This window comes from Clostridium beijerinckii, assembly GCF_008705175.1.
Classification (GTDB): domain Bacteria; phylum Bacillota; class Clostridia; order Clostridiales; family Clostridiaceae; genus Clostridium; species Clostridium beijerinckii.
On sequence record NZ_CP043998.1, the window covers coordinates 4202648 to 4224953 of the forward strand.

The 22306-nt window shown below is 28.7% G+C and carries 24 protein-coding genes and 1 riboswitch; of the genes, 8 read left to right on the plus strand and 16 right to left on the minus strand.

The window, feature by feature from the left end; all coding sequences use genetic code 11:
- Nucleotides 1–58 precede the first annotated feature (58 nt).
- The gene (cbiQ, locus tag F3K33_RS18970) at nt 59–967 is read right to left on the minus strand and encodes a cobalt ECF transporter T component CbiQ (protein ID WP_171780502.1); all 909 of its coding nucleotides are present in this window, start codon (nt 965–967) and stop codon (nt 59–61) included.
- Nucleotides 968–1462: 495 nt separating this feature from the next.
- Nucleotides 1463–1632: riboswitch (cobalamin riboswitch) on the minus strand.
- 562 nt (nt 1633–2194) lie between these two features.
- Here cbiQ and F3K33_RS18975 point away from each other — a divergent pair.
- A complete protein-coding gene (locus F3K33_RS18975) occupies nt 2195–2353 on the plus strand; it encodes a DUF1540 domain-containing protein (RefSeq protein ID WP_023974593.1) in 159 nt (52 codons plus the stop codon).
- A 360-nt stretch (nt 2354–2713) separates the two neighbouring features.
- Here F3K33_RS18975 and F3K33_RS26490 read toward each other — a convergent pair whose 3' ends face one another.
- The 6 genes from F3K33_RS26490 to F3K33_RS19000 all read right to left on the minus strand — a co-directional run bounded on the left by F3K33_RS26490 (nt 2714) and on the right by F3K33_RS19000 (nt 7697).
- Nucleotides 2714–2863 (minus strand): hypothetical protein, encoded by a 150-nt coding sequence (locus F3K33_RS26490; RefSeq protein ID WP_012059879.1) that lies wholly within the window; start codon nt 2861–2863, stop codon nt 2714–2716.
- Between the two features lie 775 nt (nt 2864–3638).
- Complete coding sequence (locus F3K33_RS18980; RefSeq protein WP_023974594.1) at nt 3639–3965, minus strand: DUF7677 family protein; 327 nt, start codon at nt 3963–3965, stop codon at nt 3639–3641.
- 286 nt (nt 3966–4251) lie between these two features.
- Nucleotides 4252–5277 (minus strand): DUF1835 domain-containing protein, encoded by a 1026-nt coding sequence (locus F3K33_RS18985; protein WP_039773778.1) that lies wholly within the window; start codon nt 5275–5277, stop codon nt 4252–4254.
- Nucleotides 5278–5576: 299 nt separating this feature from the next.
- Nucleotides 5577–5786 carry a hypothetical protein gene (locus F3K33_RS18990; RefSeq protein ID WP_023974596.1) on the minus strand — a complete coding sequence of 70 codons (210 nt, stop codon included), beginning with the start codon at nt 5784–5786 and terminating at the stop codon, nt 5577–5579.
- 552 nt (nt 5787–6338) lie between these two features.
- Entirely contained in the window at nt 6339–6929 is a 591-nt protein-coding gene (locus tag F3K33_RS18995; RefSeq protein WP_017210179.1) for a sugar O-acetyltransferase, read from the minus strand.
- Between the two features lie 39 nt (nt 6930–6968).
- Nucleotides 6969–7697, minus strand: coding sequence for a hypothetical protein (locus tag F3K33_RS19000; protein ID WP_023974597.1), 729 nt, complete (start codon nt 7695–7697; stop codon nt 6969–6971).
- 364 nt (nt 7698–8061) lie between these two features.
- Between F3K33_RS19000 and F3K33_RS19005 the strand changes: the two genes are divergently transcribed.
- Nucleotides 8062–8499, plus strand: coding sequence for a LytTR family DNA-binding domain-containing protein (locus F3K33_RS19005; RefSeq protein ID WP_023974598.1), 438 nt, complete (start codon nt 8062–8064; stop codon nt 8497–8499).
- Between the two features lie 16 nt (nt 8500–8515).
- On the plus strand, nt 8516–8950 hold the full coding sequence (locus F3K33_RS19010) for a DUF3021 family protein (RefSeq protein WP_023974599.1): 435 nt from the start codon (nt 8516–8518) through the stop codon (nt 8948–8950).
- Nucleotides 8951–9121: 171 nt separating this feature from the next.
- Here F3K33_RS19010 and F3K33_RS19015 read toward each other — a convergent pair whose 3' ends face one another.
- Together F3K33_RS19015 and F3K33_RS19020 are read right to left on the minus strand one after the other, a co-directional pair.
- On the minus strand, nt 9122–9409 hold the full coding sequence (locus F3K33_RS19015) for a hypothetical protein (protein WP_012059888.1): 288 nt from the start codon (nt 9407–9409) through the stop codon (nt 9122–9124).
- Nucleotides 9410–9838: 429 nt separating this feature from the next.
- Complete coding sequence (locus F3K33_RS19020; protein WP_023974600.1) at nt 9839–10681, minus strand: aldo/keto reductase; 843 nt, start codon at nt 10679–10681, stop codon at nt 9839–9841.
- A 308-nt stretch (nt 10682–10989) separates the two neighbouring features.
- Between F3K33_RS19020 and F3K33_RS19025 the strand changes: the two genes are divergently transcribed.
- On the plus strand, nt 10990–13125 hold the full coding sequence (locus F3K33_RS19025) for a glycoside hydrolase domain-containing protein (protein WP_243141321.1): 2136 nt from the start codon (nt 10990–10992) through the stop codon (nt 13123–13125).
- Between the two features lie 61 nt (nt 13126–13186).
- Here F3K33_RS19025 and F3K33_RS19030 read toward each other — a convergent pair whose 3' ends face one another.
- From F3K33_RS19030 to F3K33_RS19040, 3 genes are all read right to left on the minus strand, one after another.
- A complete protein-coding gene (locus F3K33_RS19030; protein WP_039773776.1) occupies nt 13187–13720 on the minus strand; it encodes a YcxB family protein in 534 nt (177 codons plus the stop codon).
- A gap of 51 nt (nt 13721–13771) precedes the next feature.
- The gene (locus tag F3K33_RS19035; RefSeq protein WP_039773775.1) at nt 13772–14245 is read right to left on the minus strand and encodes a hypothetical protein; all 474 of its coding nucleotides are present in this window, start codon (nt 14243–14245) and stop codon (nt 13772–13774) included.
- Between the two features lie 359 nt (nt 14246–14604).
- The gene (locus F3K33_RS19040; RefSeq protein ID WP_023975173.1) at nt 14605–15390 is read right to left on the minus strand and encodes a GH25 family lysozyme; all 786 of its coding nucleotides are present in this window, start codon (nt 15388–15390) and stop codon (nt 14605–14607) included.
- A 619-nt stretch (nt 15391–16009) separates the two neighbouring features.
- On the opposite strand from F3K33_RS19040, the gene F3K33_RS19045 reads away from it, so the two are divergent.
- The 4 genes from F3K33_RS19045 (at nt 16010) to F3K33_RS19060 (ending at nt 18500) form a co-directional block, all read left to right on the plus strand.
- Nucleotides 16010–16378 carry a hypothetical protein gene (locus F3K33_RS19045; RefSeq protein WP_023975174.1) on the plus strand — a complete coding sequence of 123 codons (369 nt, stop codon included), beginning with the start codon at nt 16010–16012 and terminating at the stop codon, nt 16376–16378.
- Nucleotides 16379–16533: 155 nt separating this feature from the next.
- Nucleotides 16534–16950 (plus strand): cysteine peptidase family C39 domain-containing protein, encoded by a 417-nt coding sequence (locus tag F3K33_RS19050; RefSeq protein WP_023975175.1) that lies wholly within the window; start codon nt 16534–16536, stop codon nt 16948–16950.
- A 117-nt stretch (nt 16951–17067) separates the two neighbouring features.
- Nucleotides 17068–17568: an RNA polymerase sigma factor gene (locus tag F3K33_RS19055; RefSeq protein WP_039773774.1), complete on the plus strand. Its 501-nt coding sequence runs from the start codon at nt 17068–17070 to the stop codon at nt 17566–17568.
- Nucleotides 17565–18500, plus strand: coding sequence for a zf-HC2 domain-containing protein (locus tag F3K33_RS19060; protein WP_039773773.1), 936 nt, complete (start codon nt 17565–17567; stop codon nt 18498–18500). The genes F3K33_RS19055 and F3K33_RS19060 overlap by 4 nt, the downstream gene beginning before the upstream one ends.
- Nucleotides 18501–18719: 219 nt before the next feature.
- Here F3K33_RS19060 and F3K33_RS19065 read toward each other — a convergent pair whose 3' ends face one another.
- The 4 genes from F3K33_RS19065 to F3K33_RS19080 all read right to left on the minus strand — a co-directional run bounded on the left by F3K33_RS19065 (nt 18720) and on the right by F3K33_RS19080 (nt 22296).
- Complete coding sequence (locus F3K33_RS19065; protein ID WP_023975178.1) at nt 18720–19133, minus strand: hypothetical protein; 414 nt, start codon at nt 19131–19133, stop codon at nt 18720–18722.
- A 1040-nt stretch (nt 19134–20173) separates the two neighbouring features.
- Complete coding sequence (locus F3K33_RS19070; RefSeq protein WP_023975179.1) at nt 20174–20830, minus strand: hypothetical protein; 657 nt, start codon at nt 20828–20830, stop codon at nt 20174–20176.
- 4 nt (nt 20831–20834) lie between these two features.
- Nucleotides 20835–21539 carry an ATP-binding protein gene (locus tag F3K33_RS19075; RefSeq protein WP_023975180.1) on the minus strand — a complete coding sequence of 235 codons (705 nt, stop codon included), beginning with the start codon at nt 21537–21539 and terminating at the stop codon, nt 20835–20837.
- Complete coding sequence (locus F3K33_RS19080; RefSeq protein WP_023975181.1) at nt 21508–22296, minus strand: phage replication initiator YdaU family protein; 789 nt, start codon at nt 22294–22296, stop codon at nt 21508–21510. Before F3K33_RS19080 ends, F3K33_RS19075 begins: the two co-directional genes overlap by 32 nt.
- Nucleotides 22297–22306 lie beyond the last annotated feature (10 nt).

Genomic DNA, 22306 nt, shown 5'->3' on the forward strand with positions numbered 1-22306 from the left:
ATATTTTTCTTTGAGCTAGGCAAGGATGCAAGTGGATTTATTATTTTTTGAATGTGCCTTACCTTGTAAAATACCAAATTAAAACCAAAAACATTATGAATACTACTGCTAAGACAATCTGCATAACTTCTACATTTTTATCTTCCTCTAAAAATACAAGGTCCCCATCATAACATCGTGATTCCATTGCATCATAATAAGCATTTGCTTTCCTAAGTGAAATAATAAGCATATTACTTGCAATGCTCCCAAATGTATAGCATGAAGTTTTAAAATCACAATAACCTTGACGTGACTTTGCAGAGTTTTTCATTTTTGTAAATACATCCATTAAGATAAATATATAGCGATAAATAAGACTCATTAATTCTACAATAAGTTTTGGCACATGTGCCTTTCTAAGTACATAAATAATCTCAGAAGTTGGAGTCGATAAGGTCATCATCTGCAGAGCACTTATAGCTGCAAAAATCTTCAAAATTAAAAACACCATTTTCTTAAGCTGAACAGTTGAAGTAAAAACATAGCCAAACCCAAGATATAAATTGTACTGCCCTATTGGCTGCTTTGAAAAATCAATAGCAATGGTAAAAGTGCTAAGTAAAATAAAAGTAATTGGAATTGCCAATATTGACAGGTATTCAGCTGCCGGAATTTTCCCTTTAATAACTGTAAGATAAGCCATTGCAATTATCACGGTAGCAGATACATATGGATTGTTAAATACAATGCAAAGAACAAGCGTCAAAACTGATAAATACACTTTAAATTCAGCATTCCAATGTCTAATCTTTGAAGCATATGCATAAAAATCAATTGAATATCCCTCTCCATGTTTATGTCCAATTTTATGATTATGTTTATGAACTCGCTTCCTATTATCATTCATATTTTGATGTTTCCATATAAATACTAATAAGAAGATAGCCGCCAAAAACACAGCGCATAAAATAATTATTTTTTCCATACCTCATCTCCTTCGATTTTCTATCTATATATGTTGCAATTCACAATTACAGCTAAAATTCTTGCAATACTTTTATAATTATGATGAAGAATTATTTTTGCAATATATATATTTGCTTATGTACAAATTAACAATTAAAGTTTGCTAGTTATATATGCGTACTACGGCATAATATGTGATTTATTATAGCTTGTCTGTAATTTTCATATATTTTTCTGCAAAATAAAAAGTCCTTCTAACAGAAGTGTTAAAAAGACATAATAACAAAACATATTTATTCATATAAAATATGTAAATAAATTTTCATTAAAACGCCCCCTCTATCACTCGTAGAGTTTAGTCACATTAAAAAGATAACAATTCAATATAATAGCTTATTTACTATCATACTTTATCGTCACATGCACATAATACTCCTCTATTAGATGCATCTATCTCCTCATCTGACGAAAAATTATACATCACTTAGACTTGCTATTTTCTTTAATGTGCCCTTTGGTGCAAAACATAGGCAGGTCTTCTGACTTAAGAATCATCATTTAAATACGCCTTCCCTATTTTTAAGTGGCATCCAATGTATTTAAACTCCTCTAATACAGCTACGGGATAGTTTAGGAATTTCACCTAATTCCCTTTTAATTAATTAAAAATCATTTTAAAAATTCAATTAAATTGATTTTAATTAAACCTACATTTTATTTATAAAATTTTTCTAATTTACATTTATATTCATAACCATAACATTTTTAGTTAAAAAAATCAATTCAATTCTCTACTGTATATATATCCAAAACAAAACTTAGACTTATCCAATAACTTACCGAAAGGACAGGTACTCTGTTGTTTCGGTTACTGAGAATAAGTTGAGGCTTTCTAACAGCATAAGTTGCACCATTTCAGCATGCTCCCGAGACAAGCTCGTGACAAGCAAAAATGGAACAACTTATGATGAAGAAATGCCTGCAACATATTCTCTAATGTAACACTGCACAAAAGAGTGCCTGTCCTTTCTGATATAGCAGATTTTTTAAGCTATAAGTATAATTCTCAAATTGGATATCTATATTGTTAAACTTCTGTATACACTTATACTAGAAATATATATATTTTTATAACCTCAAAAGCCATAATATTCAGAAAATGCTTGAATATGCATCTTATATATAAAGTATAAAATAAAAATTTTATCAAATAATATTATAGAAATAAACTTAAGGAGTGATTAATATGAAACATAACGAAAGCATTGGATGTTCTGTAGCAGATTGCAAATATCATTGTAAAGAAGACGATTACTGCACTTTAGACAAAATTAAAGTAGGTACTCATGAATCTAGTCCTAAAAGTGTAGAATGTACTGATTGTCAGTCTTTCGAATTACACTAATAAAGAATCTATATTTTAACTACAGATTCTTTTTAACCTAAGAAAATAATATTATTATTAAATTCTTACTGAAAATAGAGATAGCATTCCTGGGTGTTCGCTATCTCTATTTTTGGCTAAATAATAGAGATATTCTAAATATTCCTTCCTAATTTATCTTCATTTGCATTTCTTAATAGTATTTTTTAATATAAAAATCATCGTGTTCAATTATGCAAAATAATACGTATTAATTACCATTTCTTATGGCCCATTTAAAAATAAAATGCAGCCAACTCAATGACTGCATTCCTTATATATAATTTTTTCTTTTGCAATGGATTTATATTATTTTATCATACTACTATAAAAAGTTCTATATTATCTATCAATCAATTCTTTCTTAACATATTCATTAATAGTATATTCTTCTCCTTCAAATATCTCTGTCAAGTGTAGTATTATTTCTTGTTCTTCTTCTGGAAGATCTCTTATTGTATCTTTGATTGTATCTATGGTTACATCTTTCATAAAATAAAATCACCACCTTGATGTTATTATGAGATATTATATTACATGAATCCAAAATAATCCATAGTATAAATACTGGAAATTTGCTAATGCTATAAATGCTAATCTTTTATAGCTTGGCAGGTTGCCTAAAGACAGTAAATTAATTAATAGTTTACTGTCTTTTGTTCTTTTTTTAGGCCTGCTTAATATACTTATAATAGCTGAATATCTTTTGTATCATATATACCTAAGGGATTATATATCATGTATAATCCCTCCTCGTAAAAAACTTATCAAACATAGATTTGTTAATTACATATAGATAATCCAATTATAAGTTAGATTTACACCATGAAATATATCCCAACTAGAAATGAGTAATATATTTTTGTGGAATGTTTCATTTGTAATTTTGATGGATGTAATTCATTTCGGCGAGTTATATACATAAGTTCAGGTCTTAGTTGGGTTATCTATATACTGCCACAATAAATTAAGCTTCCTATATTAATTTATTATCTTTTCTATTTTGTAACATTTCTCTTGGTCTACAATATATTAATTAATATAATTGACATTTTCTCAATGCACATTATTTCTTAAAAGAAATAAACAGAAAATATTATCACCTTTCATGTTTATTTTTTAATATAAAAAAGCAGTAGTTGGTGACCTCCTGACTACTGCTTTTGTAAATAGAAAACAGAATTTATAAGTAAAATATATACAAGATCAGCAGATGCAAGCTACGTCTACTCACTACAATATTATATTTATATCTAAGTAACGCCCATTACATATCATTTAATTTGCTGTCACAACAATAGAGTTGTACTTCCCATCCTTCTAAAGGTGGATCTACTACATAATTTTCGTCAACATAACTTCTTATAAATTGCGCAGCTCTCTTCTCGGCATATTTTGCATTTAGCACATTACCTTCATCATCCATTTCAATTACGTTAGCAAAGATTGCATATGCTTGTTCCATAGCACTTGGTTCTTCAAATATACACGAATAATCAATCCCATCTAACAACGGATAACCTACAGTTCCATTTACAATCCAAAATGAAAAAGTTCTTAATGCTCCACTAAATGAATGACTTAATTTTTCCAAACAAATACCTCCTCCTTACACATGATCAATTCATATGTTCATTGTTCATATATAGATAAACAATATATAACTTAGACTTATGTGATAACTTACCGAAATCATAAATATTTTGATTCCGAAAAGCTATGAAACTATCGCTGAAGGTTCTAATCATCCAGTTGTATTCAATTTCGGCTTATATCCACATAAGTTCGACTCTCATTTATGAACCCTATAACCTCTATAAATAAATTATAATATACATTGTTTCTTTACTTGATAATTAATATATTCTTTGAGTTTTATTTCAATTTATTAAATTTTTAACCTGCATTACTGTTAAACCTGTTTTTTCTGCTATGACTTCTACATCTAAAATATCCATAAGCTTTTTAGCTATGTTTATTCTTTCTTCCATTCTCCCCTGATTTTTAGCTTCATTTATTTTATCTCTTTCAAATTGTTTTTCAGTCTCTTTACTTCTCCAAAATGATATTGCTTCTGAATCAGTGCTCATATATTCAATTCCCTTTTGTGTTATTTTAACTTCCATTTCTCTCATTATCCCAAATTTCCCTTTGTATTCTAACATTCCAGACTTAGTGAGTTCTCCTATCCTCCAAAATATATAGTCATCAGAAATTTTCTCTTCACTATATCCCATTACACTTCCAACAATTCTTGCACATTTTCTAAATTCATTTTCAGTATACTTCAATATATTTATATCAAAATAATCTTCACTTACAGCTTCTACCTTGCCATCCTTAAAAATACGAAGTATTGAATTATTATCCTTTAATGATTCCCACTGATTAATTAAATCATGATATTCTTTATATTCAATTTTTCTTCTTATTTTTATAAATTCTTTTAGCTTCTCAGTAATAATTTCTGCTACTGCTCTATATGTATATATGATACTGTTGCCCTCATAAATCTTCTCCGAAACATTTATAAAATAAATATTCTCTATTTTATTCTTCAATAATTCTAAAGCATACATCATTCCACATATATCACTACAGCATTCCCCATACCATAGATAAATTACATCTGTATCCTTAATGTTTGAAATTTCTTTATAAAATTGCTTGTAAGCTCTTTTAAGATAATCAATTTCTTCCAAACGAATTCTTTCATCCTCTTTATTAATACTATCTACCCACTTTAATCTCTCACTTAAGTTTATGCTATTTTGGATTATTCCAATGGAAATATCATCAGGAAACACTATAACTTTTTTCCCTTCAAATATTTTTTTCTTTTTAACAGCCCGTCTTAAACTTCCTCCCGCTGATTGCGAAAAGCATATATGTATAATACTCTCCATACTCCACCTCTAATAATTCAATATTAATTTTAAATATATGTGTTGTTATAATTCTTCGAACATACAACTCCATTACCACCACTAGCTTCAAACCCGCATTTTTCAAGCATATTCTGAAGAATATATATTCTTCTCTGGTAATATTCTAAAGAATATATATTCTCGAGAATAAATATGGTAAAGAATATTAGAATATTCTCTTCCTAAAAACTTAATATCAATTAAAATATTTTGCTTCAAAATTAATTCTTTATATCACATGATCTATGATGAATTATACTATTTCTTATTTATAATCCTCACTCATTTTTTCTGGATTTTTCTTTCGATAAAAGATATATATTGAATAAAATCCCTAGCGCTCCAATAACACCTGATAAAATATATATCAAATCACTTGTTTTTTCCCATATGATGATCGAACTAATCATTATACATATAAATACAAGCCATAAAACTGAAACGACTATGTTTATAATATTATTGTTCAAAGAATTTTTATTAGACACAATAAGTCATCCTCTCCAAAATAATAAGATTGTCTAAAATTATTATAGTGCCAATATAACAAAATCATTAATATAAGTGTGACATTGTTTATAGGGCCAGCAATGAGAACCGAACTTATGCTACTCTCCTTCAAAAATTTCATAGTCCTATTTGCTCCATCCGACTTATGAAATTTTTACTGTAATGATATAAATTATAGATATCCAATTCAAGAATTGAACTTATTAGATGAACATATTTACAAGGTTACTAAAAACTTAAGTTCATATCTTCACTAGAAATCATAAATATATTTGTGAAGAAAACATTTGAAAATGAGCTGTTAAAAGTTCTTGGCCGTAGGTTGTTCCATTTTAGCTTGTCAAACTGAAAGTTGGAGCATGCTAAAGTGGATAAAACCTGCCGCTTAGAACCTTCAGCGATATTTTCATAGTTTTTCGGAATCAAAATATTTATGATTTCGGTAAATTACCACATAAATTTAGTTTTAAAGTTGGATATCTATAGAGCATGCAAGTATTTTTGCATGCCCTAAATATCTAATTGTTTTTTCATATTTCAAATCCTGTCTTGTCCTCTTCTGTAATTTCTCTAATTACTTTACATGGTACACCCGCAGCAATTACATTGGCTGGAATGCTTTTTGTAACAACGCTACCAGATCCTATAATTGTATTATCTCCAATTGTTACCCCTTGATTTATATTAACGCCTGCTCCAATCCATACATTACTGCCTATGTTTACAGGTTTTGCATAACAACCTCCTGCTACTCGTTCTTTTGCATATGTTGCATGATTAGATGTATAAATTCCAACTCTTGGACCGAATAAAACATTATTCCCTATGTTTATCCCTCCACCATCTAACATTACGCAATCGAAATTGGCATAAAAATTATCTCCAATTGTAATATTAAAACCAAATTCACATCGAAATGTTGGTTCAAAGTGGACTCCTCTTCCAATACCTTTCAGTAACCTTTTTAATATTTCTTCTCTTTCATGCTGAGGTTTACCAAAACTATTATTATATTCGTTTGTAAGAAATACAGTTTTCTCTCTTGCCTCAATTAATTCTGTCGTTAAATCATTATACATTTTACCAGATAAAATTAATTGTCTCTGTTCTTCTAAATTCATAATACCCTCCAACCATACTTTAGGATTTTTTAAATATTCTTAATTACCAAATAACAAGCTAGCTAAATGCTTTGCTTGCTTCCCACCAATCTTAAGTCCCTTGACACAATAATGACAGTAAGCGACCACTTTATCAGTAGTAATATTTTGGCAATGTTCACGCATCAACCTCTCTTGCTCTTCACTTGTTGTAGGAATAAATTTTCCATCTGCATTTTCAACAAATCGTTTCGGTGCTAACTTCAAATTTCGTTTTGGTGCTGGTGCATGCAAAGATACTCCGCAGAACTGTGTTTTTTCATAGTTCTCATCTTGCTCCACAATATCTACATTCATTTTCTTCAATAACCCACGGACAGCATCTTGCTCTGAACGGTTATCATAAGAACGCCAACAATCTTGTAATGTCATTTTTTCATGTGAATAATCTGGGAACTTAAATTCTTCATCATTCAAAATAAGTTCCCAAATCGAAATCCTCTTCACTTCCTTCATAGTTTCCTGAAAAATAGCAGCACAATTATGACAAACATATACCATTGTACTATCCTCAGAAAACTCCTTATAATGTGGAGTAGCTCTCCAACGTGGTTGCATCCATTCCGGCATATCAGCCGTAAATTCCTCGACCTTATAATTTCGAACACAGCACCTTATAATAGGCATATCAAATCTCTGTTTTAAATAGTCTTGAATTTTTGCGCTAAGTTCTGGTTCTTCTCTTGTAAAAGCACAGCTTGCCACATAAGTATAGTTTTCAGTATTCATAATAAAATCCCCTCCATTTATTGAAACACTCTTGATTATATTTGAATAATAAATCTTAACAATTCTAAGATTGTACTAATTTCATTATTAAAATCCAAATGACTCTAAATCTTATTATCTCTCAAATTTTATGATATAGTATTGCTTCCCATCTTAAGTAAATTATAACATATATTATTTTTTGCGAAATATATTCTATAATGATTAATCCATCAAATTGATTTCTCTTTTGATTAGCATATTTTTCAACCTATCAATCTAAAAATACAACTTACAAAGCTAGCTTTGCATCTCACTTCAAATCTATTGAATAGTGAAATTCGCTGACATATACTATAAATATAAAGCAAGGAGGGACGTGGAAATGAAAATTATTATTGAAAATATCCCTGCTGGATCGGAACCAGAAATAATAATAAAATGTAACGAGCCTGACGAATCATTACTACAATTAATTTATTCTCTCAAATCATCTTCAAAAAAGCTTATTGGATTTACAGATTTACAAATGCATATTATCAATCCTAAAGATGTATTTTATTTTGAATCTGTAGATAATAAAGTCTTCATCTACTGTAGGCAAAAAATTTTCCAATCAAGACTTAAGCTCTACGAAATTGAGTCTGAATATGAGAACAGTGATTTTTTTAGAGCATCAAAGTCAACAATTATTAATATTTCTAAAATAGAATCTGTTAGCCCAATTTTCTATGGTAAATTTGAAGCATTACTACAAAATGGAGAAAAGATATTCATTTCAAGACAATATGTTCCTGTATTTAAGAAAAAATTAGGATTATAAATAAGGAGGTTATACTATGAAATTTATTGGTTATTTAAAAAATTCTTTAAAAGATTTCTTTATATCTAGCGGATTCCTAATGATCCTTATTACAACGATTTCAGCGATTTATTCAAAGGAAACAATTGAAACTTCACAACTTTTTCAAATTATGTTATTCTCATTGGCGTACGTATTTTTCAAATTGGCTTTTATAAATAAAAACGATATTAATAAAAAAGTTCGACTAATTACTTTTAATGTTTTCTTAACTCTCTCAGAATTAATGATTTTATTATGGCTGTTGTTTTTTAGCCCAGGTAAGGTTATGAATATTAATTTACTTCTAGCATATATCTTTGCATTAGTTATAGTAAAATTTTTAGTTTATACTATGATGAGCATAAATGGCGAAAGGGAAGCAAAGCTTATAAATAAAAAATTAATTCAATACAAAAGCGAAAAAGATTAATAATATTTTTATTATTTATGTATATTATTTTAAAATTATGCTAATAATTAAAATACGTTTCCTATTTTCAATAAATAAAGAGATAGCCTTATTATCATTCACATGATCTTCTGCTATCTCTTATTTTTGTTATTTAGTAAATTTACTAAACAATAAATATTCTTTTAACAATTAACGACAATTAATATTTCTTACACAATCTAAAGCTTTTTGCTTTGTGTTTTCGCATGCTTCCCTTGCTCCCTGCTCGTATCCTTTACAGTATCCATCTTCACGTCCAGCTTCCACACCATCACAATACCCTTTATTACGTCCTTGATTATACGCATCTTCCAATGCATCTTTTCCAGGGTAATCCATTCTTGGACAGCACTCGGCATCGTCGCTAAGAGTTCCTTCGCAATTAATAGTATACATTATTCCAAGATCATCACAATCACAGCACTCTTTGTTACTCATCTTTTTCTCCTCCGTAATGAATAATAAAATTAAACATTTATATTTGACAGTGTAAATTTATTTTTATATCTATTTCTTCATAGCATAGTTACACTATCATTAAGTTATGGTACATAAGAATCTCTCTACAATTCCATACTATGTATTAATTTATGATTTGCTATAAAAGAAATAATGAAAATATCAATTATCTTACTAATTTTTATCACATTTTTATTGCCAGATAATATACTAATGGAGTGGATATATTTTCATTATTAATTCTTAATCTCATACTAATGTATGATATAGAACATTGTGTTTCCTAAAAGACAAAAGCAGTAGTTAGGACCTCCCTCTCTACTGCTTTACTAACTTTTATCACGAGAAGTGATATATATACATAAAAATAAGCAGTAGTCAGGTTACCCATTTCTACTGCTTATTTTATTAGAATTCCTCGTAAACTCTAGGATCTTGATTAGTTGTACGACCATCTTCACGAGAAAGTCCAGAAATGATTTTCATTTCATCTTCTGATAATTCAAAATCAAAAATATTAAGATTATCTAATTGATGCTCTTTTGATGATGCTTTTGGAAGTGGAATTGCCCCTAATTGTATATGCCAACGTAAAATTACTTGTGAAATAGATTTTTTATGTGCTTCAGCAATTCCAGCAATTTTCTCGTCTTTTAACATACTATTACCTCTTCCAAGAGGGCTCCAAGATTCTGTAAGTATACCATGTTCTTTATTACAAGCACGTTGCTCTTCTTGATTAAAATAAGGATGAAGCTCAATTTGATTAATACTAGGAGCTACACCAGTTTCTTTTATTAAAGTCTGTAAATGTTCTGGCATGAAATTGCAAACACCTATTGATCTAATTAAGCCTCTTTTCTTTAATTCAATCATTGCCTGCCAAGCTTCAACATATAAATTAATTCTTGGATTAGGCCAATGAATAAGATATAAATCATAATAATCTAATCCAGCCCTAAATAATGACTCTTCAACTGTATTAATAGCTTCTTTATATGAGTGATGACGACCAGGTAATTTAGAAGTAATTATAAGCCTTTCTCTTGAAACAGAGCATTTCCTTACTGCTTCTCCAACTGCGCCTTCATTTTCATAATTAAATGCTGAATCAATTAATCTATATCCTAAATCAATTGCCTCTTTGATGCTATTAGCTCCTTCTATACCATTTAGACTGTATGTCCCAAACCCAATGCTTGGCACTTTAAGCCCATCATTTAATGAATATTCTGTAATGTTCTCTACCATAAATTATCAATCTCCTTTAAGTTTACAATATTCTCATAAAATTTAATAACAGCTTGTATTGTATCTTTATTTTAACGTTTACTTTATTATAGCATATCTTTGATTCTTTACAAAAAAATGGAGAGCATAAAATTATTTTCACGCCATTGAGATTATTTTATATCTATATTTCTAATATCCATGTAGATTTTATTTTTGGTACTGCTAGCATAATAAAAATATTTCTTTAATTTTAGGTTTACATATTATTAAATTATTCTCTTATATATTATGAAAACAAAAATAAAGGAGTGATTCACTTGGATCAAATGGTATTAAAAACCCAACAATGGTTAAATGGAATTTACAAGGATAATTCTAATTACAAAATAATTCCTGAGGATGGGGCTACTGGCTGGACAACAATAACAGCACTAACAACTGCTCTGCAGATTGAACTTGGTATATCTACCCCTAACGGAAGCTTTGGCCCCGCAACAAGAAGTGCATTTGAAAATTTATCAATTGACTCTCAGCCACAAAATGACTGGTCTGAATCCGCTATTATATCTTATCAGCATAAAATATTTATTCTCCAAGGAGCATTATTCTGCAAAGGATATAATCCCGGCGGATTTACTGGTACATTTGGTACAAATACAGAAGCTGCTATAAAACAACTTCAAACTGATGCTGGATTATCTAATGCAAATGGTGTTGTTGATAGTATTTTAATGAAAGCTTTATTATCTATGGATGCTTTTCAAATGCTTACTTATGGTGAATATAAGGACAAATGTGATCAAAAAATACGTACTATTCAACAATACTTAAACAAAAATTATATTTCAAATACTTCTTTTAGTATAGATATAGGCTTAGTACCATGCAATGGAATTTATGACCGTTCTACTAATAAAGCCTTAATTTATGCTCTGCAGATTGAGGAAGGCATTTCTACACCAAATGGAGTATTTGGACCTTCAACTAAAAGTAAATGTCCTGTTTTATCATTAGGAAGTACTAAAACTAAATTTATATATTTACTACAGTTTGCTTTATATTGTAACGGTAAAGAATTTGATCCTAATGGATTTGATGGTGGTTATGGAAATGGAGTTAAAAATGCAGTTACAAAGTTCCAAAGTTTTTGCGGCTTAAATGCTGATGGAATTGCTGGAAGCCAAACCTTTGCATCACTGCTTGTAAGTACTGGAGATAACACTAGAAAAGGTACTGCCTGCGATTGTTCAACTACTATTACAGACGCAATTGCGGCTACTCTTAAATCTAATAAATATGAAGTAGTTGGCAGATATCTTACTGGAAAATTTAGAATGACCTCATCTGAATTAAAAATTATATTTGATAATGGATTAAGAGTTATTCCAATCTTTGAAGTTGGAGGATACAAATTAAGTTATTTTTCATATGAGCAAGGTGTCTTCGATGCAGACTCAGCTATATTTGCTGCAGCCCAATTAGGTTTTACTAAAGATACAATAATATATTTTGCTGTTGATTTTGATGCACTAGATTCTGATGTAACATCTAATGTATTACCTTATTTTAAAGCAATAAGCGAAAAATTCACTAACGCAAATTCCATCTATAAAATAGGTATATATGCACCTAGAAATGTATGCAGCAGAGTGCAAAATGCCGGTTATTCTTGCAGTAGTTTCGTATGTGATATGTCTACTGGCTTTAGTGGAAATCTTGGATATCCACTTCCAAAAGATTGGGCATTTGACCAAATTTCAACCGTTACTTTACATGGCAATGCAGATATTGAAATTGATAATAATATTTCTTCTGGAAAGAATCCAGGTGTTAATAGCGTAGTTCCAGTCGATATCTTAGGAGCACTTAATGATAACAGTTTTGCCAAACTATTTGGCGTTGAATTCTCAACCCCTGATGCAGAAATAGAAATATTTAATAATGCATTTGTTAAAATCGCTATAGGAGCAGCAGTAAAAGCTGCCTTAGGAGATGACTCAAAAGTTATAAAATTTAAAGGTGGTGAATTTGATGGTGCCGATATACAAACGCCTCTTGATAATCTTAAAGCATCTTTAAATAAAGATAATATTGAATTGTCAACAATTCTTGCAAAAGCAAAAGATATGGAACTATCAATTAAAACATCAACTAATGGTACTAGTTTAAAGATTGAGCTTGAAAATTCATTTAACGTGCCTGAACATGATACATTTTCTCTTTCAGAAACTTTATCAATTGAATTTAGAGTAGATAAAGATAAATTGCTTGAAGATCTTAAACTTGCTACAAGCAGCGTAGTTGATTTTGTTAAAGAAAATCCAGCTATAGGTGTCATAATATGCATTGCAGTTGTTGCTGCTATATTACTTGCACTTCCTGAAACAGCTTTAGGTGCTGCAATTATATCTGCTTTTTCAGAAGCAATTGAAGCAATTTCGGCAGTCATTGCAATTGCATAACTTTACTTTATAAAATATCAAAAACCTCCTCAAAATTGAGGAGGTTTTATAGAATTTAAAACTAAACCGAATCAGGATAACTATATTTTAATTCTAAATTTGTATTCTTAATAATAGTATCTAAAAACAACTTCTTATCGTCCATTGAAGAAAACGACAATATAGGTATTACTAAACTTTCACCATTCATTGTAGGTATAAAAATATATTGTTCTAATAAATACAAACCTTTTATGGAGTTCCAATTATGAATTTTCTCTGAAAATCTAGTATTAGTTTTTATTCCTTTTTCTATAAATTTTAAATGCGTTGTCTCAAATGTATCTGTTAATTTATTTGTTCCATATATTCTTAGAAATCTTCTTCTTAGTGATCTGTTAAATATTTTTTTTCTAGAAAAGAAGAATATAATGTACATAATAATAATAGTTACAGTGTATAAAGTACTTCTAAGTAAAATCATCAATCCAAGCAGTATAAAAAAAGCAAGTACAGCATATGCACGAATTTGCTGTTTGTAAGTTTTTGTGTTAACAATATACTTCATATTAAAAGCTATTAATTCATCCTTTGAAATTTTAAACTCTATCTCCATAATACCTCCTATTTTGTGGCTTAATCTAATCTTAAAAGTATTAGATTAAATTTATTTATTTAAAACAATCTTCATATTATCTTTTAAATTAGTTTTGTCTACTTCAACTAACATAACCCACTTCCATGTGCCATCAAATCCTTCTATGCCATCAACTTGTGCAACTGATGATGGTTTTAAGTTTACTGTTAAAGTATTATTACCTACATTTATACTTTCAACACTATATCCTTGTACTGAACTATTTACGGAAGGTATTTGTAAGTATAAAATTGCCATTTCTTTATCAGGTGATTTCATTGGAATTTCTCTTGGTGTAAAATATTTATCTTTAAACCTTTGAAACTCTTCATTAGTCAACATTAGAATCGTATCTTGCTGAATAGCTTGTTCTTCATCAGTTTTACTAAACCCAATTACATTAGAATAAAATTCTTTAAATGCTACATTTTTATTTGTCGAGCATGCAATCAAAAATTGAAACATAATTATGGTAGTAAAGATTAAAAGCAAAACTCTTTTCATATTATACTCCCACCCCTATTAATTTCATTTTTATATCTATGAAAATGATTCAGAAAATGTAGACATAGCATATATGTATAACCCCAAAACAATTACACTTATAATACCCATTGAATAAAAAATCACTTTCCATATTTTACTCTCATTCAACTACTTCCCTCCAGTATAAAAATCTATAATTAGTAATATTAATTACTATCTGAACCAAATTTCTATTCCATATAATAATTATTATAACATATATTTCAAACCACCACATAAACTGCTTATATCATAGCTCTCTACGATCCTTTTACTAAGGACATATCAGAAAAGTGCAAAAAAATAGAGGGCACAAGATTACTCTCATGCCCTTTAAACTATTTTATTTCATAAAACCAACATCCTAACGTATCTTTTAATTCCAAACATTTGCTCATAGGCAAATTTTGAGTTTCAACCCAAATTCCCTTTTCATTTGAATTAGCATAGATACGAATATCTTCAAAATATTCTTGCACATATTCCATGTCAACTCCAGCAAAACTTCCATCCCCTCTATATCCAATTGGAAGATAATTAGTTCTTACATATCCATTAGTTTTATTAATTATTCCATCATTAAACTCATTCATATCGCAATCAGTATCTATACCATTTACACATCCTGTTTCAGAATATTGGTGGCCCACTCTATTAGCAAAGAAATTAGAATTTAATTTCCATGGATTATTATTATAATTCGCCTCCCATAGTGGATAACCAGCAATTCTATCATCCAAGTTATCTGTAAAACTAGTATAAGTATAAATACCAATTTGCATATTTGATATCTCTTTAAATTTAGCAATAAATCTTAATACAAAGTCCATTAATCCATCAAAATTACTTTCTACATCTAACATTGGAATTAGATCATTTGCTTTATCCTTTATAGCATTATAGAAACTATTAGCCTGAGTTTCTGGCTCGCTAGTCCCAACCAAGAAATGATAAAATCCTGTTTTTAATCCTTCGCAATGTGCATTGGAATAATTAACCTCTAAACATCGATCTTTGAATGTTGTACCTTCTGTAGCTTTAATGTAAACAGCTTCTATTCCTGAATCTTTCACCTGTCCAAAATTTATGCTTCCATTATGATTACTTACGTCTATGCCTTTCATATATACCATCCTTTCTACTACACCTCTTTTATTAGTTATTTTTATATAATAAAAACACCTACTTTTTGATATGCTCCCTTTATAATAGTCAGTTAAAATAATAAACTTGACAGTATGAAGGGATAATATCATTTCCGTAAATGTTTTTAGTTCATCTACTATTATAGATGATTTCAATATTAATTTTTTATAGATATTATTTAGGATTTCTAAAATTTTTCTATTAATTTTATTTTGCTCCAAGTGAATAATATATTCAGAAAAATTAATTTAAAAAATATATTTATATGACATTTTACACTATCAGGTATTTTCTTAATTATTCTCAAATTTTGTCCTATACAACTAAATCAGATTATGTTGTTAATATATAAATAAAATTCATAAGGTGCCTGTGCAATTATTCTTCACCTTAATTGTTAAATTATCTCAGCGAAAAACTATCAGTAAATAATAATAAGAGTCAAGCACATTAAGTTCAATTATTAATTATATAAATTTTATTAAATTTTATGTTTACAAAATCAAGTTAGATTTTCTTTTAGTAAGTGTAAGACAAAACAACCGGTTAAAGTAGTCTTCAAAAATAGTACAACATTATATTTTAGGAGGAAAAATGATGAAGAATTTAGAAGGTATTCAATTTTTAGCAAAGGACGAAATGAAATTAATATACGGTGGAGACGCACATTTAGATATGAGCGATTATTACAGAAATAAAAGCAATTGTATGCTAACAGCACGTAGATTAGTTTCCACTGGAAGAGTTACTGGTATGACTCAAAAACAAGTTGCACAAGAAATCTTTGCTCATGCTGTGGCATATTATTCAGCTCCTACTCTTGAAGAAATTCCTGGAATCGGTGAAAGCATAAAAGATTACCTAGTTGACCATGCTGAAGTAGTAGATATTGCTAATGGTGGAGATACTACACTAAGAAGAATGGCATATAGTGCTATTTGGACTTTTATGGGCGACGAATTTTAAATTTCAACATTTAGATTAAACAATAAAAAAAATTATTAGTTAAAAAGATTTTGCTATATATGGCAAAATCTTTTTTTGAAGTTTTAATTAATAATCATTTTATAAATAACTTTTTAGTGTATAAATCAATTAACTGCGTAAGGATGGTAAATATTATGAATAAATATTGTTTTGTTGAACAAGAAGATAAAAAAGATTGTGGAATAGCTGCATTAGCAACAATACTAATGTACTATAATAAGAACTATTCAGTTAAAAAATTGAAGGGTATAATGAAATACGATAGGACTATGCGAGTAAATTTATTTCAGCTATATGATACTGCAATAAATTTAGGATTTGAGTCTAAAGGTGTGATCTTAGAATCAGTGGAAGCTTTTAAATATATTAAGCTACCATGCATTGCTCAAATTGAGATTAACAAAAATAGTTTACATTTTATAGTTCTATATGAGATTAAAAAAAACTTAATTACAATATCAGATCCTTCATCTGTATTGAAAACAATTTTACTCCAAAATTTTTTAGATTGTTTTACTGGTAAAATTCTAATGATATATTTAAAAGAATAATAATTTTGATTTTTTTGTAACAAAATCTATTTTTGATAGTCATATATATAAATACTAAAAATTCACCTAAATCTTTGAATAATTATTTTAAGATTTATATTGTAAAAGGGGAGGCAGATGGAAAAAACAGATTTTGAAATAATATATGAATTATATGTTAAGAATGTATTTAAGTTCTTACTAAAATTAACTAAAGACTATGATTTAGCAGAAGATTTAACGCAAGAGACTTTTGTAAAGGCATTTAATAAAATTGAAAGTTTTAAAGGAAAAAGTAAATTGATTGTTTGGCTGTGTCAAATAGGAAAAAACTTATATTTTGATTATTTAAAAAAGACATCTAAAATAGTTGATATTGAAAACATACAAGAAATGGAGTTTAATACAGAAAATCTTTTAGAAGATGATTTTGTTAAAAAAGATGAATTAAGTTATATTTTAAAAATAGTTATGCAAATGTGTGATCCTTACAAAACCGTATTCTTTAGTAGAACATATTTAGAATTAAGTTATAAAGAGATAGGTAAAAAATATGGTAAAAATGAAACCTGGGCAAGAGTTACATTTCATCGTGCAAAACTAATGTTACAAAAAAGCCTAAAGGAGATGAAAATATGAAATGTGAAGTAATTATGGACTTGTTACCTGCATACATCGATAATACATGCAGCCCTGAAAGCAAACTTCTTGTAGAAGAGCATTTACATGATTGTGCACAGTGTAGCAAACTTTTCAAAGAGTCTACAGAAAATGTTGAGGCCAAAAGTTATGATGATAGTGACACTTATGCTAATCTCCAAGAGAAAGATTTATTACTGAACGCTAAAAAGAATATACGATTTGAGACCATAAAAAAAATATTTAAAGTTATATATACTGTTATTATTGGTCTTAATATATTAGGGATAATTGTTGGATATCTTTCTATTAAAATAGGTTATGATTTAGAATATCCAAGATTATATTTTGGAAGTTTAGGGCTTAAAACATATAGTATCTTATTTATTATGTTTATGCTTCCTTTACTTTGCAGTATCTTAGGAAAAATTATTTTAAGTAAGACGAATTATATTAAATCATACGGATGGAAAATTATATTAAATGTTTTAGCGCTATTAATTTCTATCATGTTAAGTTTGGCTAGTGGATTTATGTTAGTTTTTGTAACTCCACCATTAGAGTCGTATACAAATTCACCTAAGAATTACTTACATGTTGGTAATGATATGCGTAAATATGAAGCCATTTATAAGAATTTCTTCCCTGAAAAAGTACCAGATGATGCTGAAAATATTGAATATTCCTACAGAAAATATAACGGGTTATTTGAAACAACAAGTAAAATTTCAGCGTCTTGGTCGCTTCCAGAAAAATCTTATGAATACTATAAACAATTAATTGAAAAAAATTCAACAATGAATGAAATTGAAGCTAATAAATATGAAATATATTTGTCTGGCTACACTTATCCCCCTAACTTAAAATTAAATTTTGAATTTAATGATGAGAAAAAAGAACTAAAATATACTGCAATAATTGAAAAGAAGTAATAAGCTTATCATTAATAGTTAGTTTAGGAAATAAGATCTTCGAAAAATCAAAGAGTCTACAGTAAAATGCTGTAGACTCTATTTGGGGTATTTTATATACATGAATATGACTATTGATTATAATATTATTATATATGTTGCGATTTACAAGCCACATTCCCCTTGAAGTTTTCAATTTTACAACAAATATTTCCGAGGAAATACCTTTTCCCAAAATCATTATGATATATACTTTTCCATCTTAGTAGCTGCCTGCTTTTCTAGCTGTTTTATCCTTTGATAAGATAGCTTTAATTTTTCCTGAACGACATAATATTTTCTATGTTCTATATGAACAATTTTTATAATGTCGCTTTCTTCTTCTGTCAATATAGTAAGCGCATTTTCTATCCTTTTTAATTCTCTTTTCTTATTTGCTTGCTCCTTATATAAATCTTCTTTTCTTTCCATTAACTTTTCTGCTTGCTGCTCCACACTTGAAGTAATCTTATAAGTTTTTCCTGTTCTTTCTCCCATCTCTATTCCACTTATTCCTATGATTTCTTCCTCAAGCTCCTGAACTCTTATTTCTATATCTTGTATGTCTGCTAAAATCTCTCTATATCTTCTTACTTTATCTATTGTACTGTTCATATTAACCACCCCTAGTTTCTAAATTTCTAAAAATAATTAAAATCCATTTTGTATATAATAAGTCTCCACATTGAAAATTTGATACATGTTTGTAACCTCAAAGTTCATAATATGAAATAGGCATTTTAAAATAAGCTGCTTAGCTTCTTAATTATAAATTATTCCATTTACTGCTTGTCACATTGAAAGTGGGAACATGCAGTAATAAGTGTGACCTTCAATTTAAAACATTTCAGCGAAATTTTCATAGCTTTATAGAACAAGTATGTATTCAATTTCGGTTGAGATTTATGTAAATTTGATTTTGAACACTATATTATTTCAACATATATGGCTAGATTAATTTAGCTCAAGAGAAATGGGGAATGATGCCACAATTTTGGTTATTAAAAACCATTACAATGATGCATTTATATGTTATGATTTAATTGTAATCATTCCCAATTCCTTGTTTGCAGAGTGATATTCATATATATCACTCCTCCTTACTCATTAGCCCTCTTACTTACTAATCTTTCAAAGTTTCCTTATACATCTCCACAAAATAGATCTCAATTTAATCAAGTTTTATATTCACACTATGATTTATAGATAACACAATCATAAACCATAATTAGACTATGAAATATCTCCAACCAGAAATGAGCCATATACTTTTGTAACCACAAGGGTCATAATATGGAATGTTTCATCATTTTTAAGAATTCAACTTATTAGATGAATGTATTTACAAATTTGCTAAAACTTTAAGTTCATATCTTCACTAGAAATCATAAATATATTTGTAACCACAAGGGTCATAATATGAAGAAAACATTTGAAAATGAGCTGTTAAAGGTTCTTAGCTGCAGGTTGTTCCATTTTAGCTTGTCAAACTGAAAGTTGGAGCATGCTAAAATGGATACAACCTGCTGCTTAGAACCTTCAGCGATATTTTCATAGCTTTTCGGAATCAAAATATTTATGATTTCGGTAAGTTATCACATAAATGTAGTTTTAAATTTGGATATCTATAAATAAAATCACCATGTAAGTCTCTTTTATAGACTATTAAGTTCAGCTCTAAGCCATTTTAATTTATTCTTTATCAATTCTATTTCTATTCTTAAATTATCTATTCCATCTAAGCATGTAAAATAAGCATTTTCTGCTACATCTCTTTGAAGCCTTAATTCTGCAACCTCTTTATTTCCCTTAACTAATTCCATTATTAACGTAGCTGGATATTTATCTTCCCTAAGTTTTAATATTTCTTCAGCTTGTTTTACTTTATATTCTTTCTCTGCCTGAGCCTTTTTAAGCCCCAAAGTTTTTAACTGTGTATTGCTCCTGTTTAATGCTATGATACATGTATTTAATCTTTGTATAATTCCTTTTGAATCCATATTATTTCTCCCCTCAACTTTATTAATTAAAACTTTATTCTTGATATTTTCATCATTTTTACTTGTTTCATTATTTTCATAATCTAATGCATTAATTTCTTTTATTAAAGCAAAATCATTTTCGCACTCTAAACATTTCTTTTCATCTGCATAGCTATATTCATCTTTCAAAACCTCTCTCCCCATCGATTCAGCACTTTTCTTCTCTAAGATTTTATTTATCTTATCCCCAAATTCGGCGTGTTTTTTAAAAATTATTTTTCCTGGCATATTGCTACTTTTTAAGCATATGCACCAATGTATATTGGACATATTCTCACCTCAGTCTATAATTATTTTCCGTGCCTTGAATTTCAACTATAAAATCCTTGGTCATTTCATATATTCTGCTTCCTATTGCTTCATCAAAATTTAGCAGTCTTTCAACTGTGAACTCACTTGAAACAATAAATGGCAAGTGATTAAAATACCTATAATTTATCAATTCAAACATTATATTTATGTCTGTTTCATTAACTTTTCCTTTATATAAATCATCAATTAATAGAATTTCGCAGGTTTTATATTTACTTAAGGTCTTTTTATAATATTCTTTGTCTAGGATATTTTGTTTAAGGCTTGTAATCACATCTCTATAAGGCATGTAAACAACTTTTATGTTATTTTTCAAAAAATTATTTGCAAGAGCTAAGGCAATATGAGTCTTTCCACTTCCTGGATTACCACAAAGTAAAATTGAATTTTTCCTATTTGATCTTATCTCATCAAAACTCATATAATACTCTGTTGCAATAAATTTCATTTTTTTAGAAGTTCTTGACCATTCTTCAAAATTGCTAAAGGTCTTTTCTAAATTTTCTGGGTTTATCCCACTATTTTTCCATAGCCTTTTGACATTTTCAATCTCTAAGCACGAACATGGTGTCATCAGTGGCTGTGCATGAAATTGAGCTTTTATAATATAACCTGTATCTTTGCATTTTTCACATTTAAAATGGCCTGTCTCTTGTGCAGCCTTCACCTGCTTTTGGTTTCCGTTCTGGGATTTTAATATTGAATTTTCTCTCACCTGATTTAATATTCTTTGAAGAGCCTCCATAAATATACTTTTCCTCCTTCAATGGATATAATCCCTGCCAACAATGCTCTATGCTGTTTTCTAAAATCTTAATTTGTGTTTCTTCGTCTTGAGATAAATCTTTTAGTTTATTTAATAACATTTTTAATTCTTTATCCGTTATTGTTTTTTTAATTCTTTCTCTCATTTTTATAAATTCTAATATACTTTCAATTAGCAGCTTATTTTTAGTAAATTCTTCTATAAATACATTATTCTTATGATTATTATAGTTTTTATTATTCTTGTTAGTTGTTAGCTCTTTGTCAGCTGTTTGTGATATGCTTGTTAATTCACTGCTAGAATGACTGCTATTTTTCTCTTGCTTTCCTTGGTAAAGTTCCCAGTTTACTATCTTTATAAGTCTTCCAGTATTTGTTACCTCTTGTGTTAAAAAATCATATCTTTCAAATTTCTTAAGGGCAGTTCTTACATTTTGAAGTGATATACCATCACCACTTTTCTTAACTATTCCCTCCAGGGAAGTTACAAATTGACCTGCTTCTGCTTTAAACTTTGTTCCTTTCCATTCCCACTCTCTTTTTTCATGATTTGCCATACTTAGAATCGTAATCAATATAACCTTCTGCTCTAAAGTTGAATTTAACCAAATAGCCTTTTCAAATAAAACTCTATGAATCTTAAACCAGCCCTCGCTCATCTTATCAACT

Bases quoted from the DNA above. Each gene is read 5' to 3' on its own strand.
- cbiQ (WP_171780502.1), bottom strand. From the start codon at position 967: ATGGAAAAAATAATTATTTTATGCGCTGTGTTTTTGGCGGCTATCTTC.
- F3K33_RS18975 (WP_023974593.1), top strand. From the start codon at position 2,195: ATGAAACATAACGAAAGCATTGGATGTTCTGTAGCAGATTGCAAATAT.
- F3K33_RS26490 (WP_012059879.1), bottom strand. From the start codon at position 2,863: ATGAAAGATGTAACCATAGATACAATCAAAGATACAATAAGAGATCTT.
- F3K33_RS18985 (WP_039773778.1), bottom strand. From the start codon at position 5,277: ATGGAGAGTATTATACATATATGCTTTTCGCAATCAGCGGGAGGAAGT.
- F3K33_RS18995 (WP_017210179.1), bottom strand. From the start codon at position 6,929: ATGAATTTAGAAGAACAGAGACAATTAATTTTATCTGGTAAAATGTAT.
- F3K33_RS19000 (WP_023974597.1), bottom strand. From the start codon at position 7,697: ATGAATACTGAAAACTATACTTATGTGGCAAGCTGTGCTTTTACAAGA.
- F3K33_RS19005 (WP_023974598.1), top strand. From the start codon at position 8,062: ATGAAAATTATTATTGAAAATATCCCTGCTGGATCGGAACCAGAAATA.
- F3K33_RS19010 (WP_023974599.1), top strand. From the start codon at position 8,516: ATGAAATTTATTGGTTATTTAAAAAATTCTTTAAAAGATTTCTTTATA.
- F3K33_RS19015 (WP_012059888.1), bottom strand. From the start codon at position 9,409: ATGAGTAACAAAGAGTGCTGTGATTGTGATGATCTTGGAATAATGTAT.
- F3K33_RS19020 (WP_023974600.1), bottom strand. From the start codon at position 10,681: ATGGTAGAGAACATTACAGAATATTCATTAAATGATGGGCTTAAAGTG.
- F3K33_RS19025 (WP_243141321.1), top strand. From the start codon at position 10,990: ATGGTATTAAAAACCCAACAATGGTTAAATGGAATTTACAAGGATAAT.
- F3K33_RS19030 (WP_039773776.1), bottom strand. From the start codon at position 13,720: ATGGAGATAGAGTTTAAAATTTCAAAGGATGAATTAATAGCTTTTAAT.
- F3K33_RS19035 (WP_039773775.1), bottom strand. From the start codon at position 14,245: ATGAAAAGAGTTTTGCTTTTAATCTTTACTACCATAATTATGTTTCAA.
- F3K33_RS19040 (WP_023975173.1), bottom strand. From the start codon at position 15,390: ATGAAAGGCATAGACGTAAGTAATCATAATGGAAGCATAAATTTTGGA.
- F3K33_RS19045 (WP_023975174.1), top strand. From the start codon at position 16,010: ATGAAGAATTTAGAAGGTATTCAATTTTTAGCAAAGGACGAAATGAAA.
- F3K33_RS19050 (WP_023975175.1), top strand. From the start codon at position 16,534: ATGAATAAATATTGTTTTGTTGAACAAGAAGATAAAAAAGATTGTGGA.
- F3K33_RS19055 (WP_039773774.1), top strand. From the start codon at position 17,068: ATGGAAAAAACAGATTTTGAAATAATATATGAATTATATGTTAAGAAT.
- F3K33_RS19060 (WP_039773773.1), top strand. From the start codon at position 17,565: ATGAAATGTGAAGTAATTATGGACTTGTTACCTGCATACATCGATAAT.
- F3K33_RS19065 (WP_023975178.1), bottom strand. From the start codon at position 19,133: ATGAACAGTACAATAGATAAAGTAAGAAGATATAGAGAGATTTTAGCA.
- F3K33_RS19070 (WP_023975179.1), bottom strand. From the start codon at position 20,830: ATGTCCAATATACATTGGTGCATATGCTTAAAAAGTAGCAATATGCCA.
- F3K33_RS19080 (WP_023975181.1), bottom strand. From the start codon at position 22,296: ATGAGCGAGGGCTGGTTTAAGATTCATAGAGTTTTATTTGAAAAGGCT.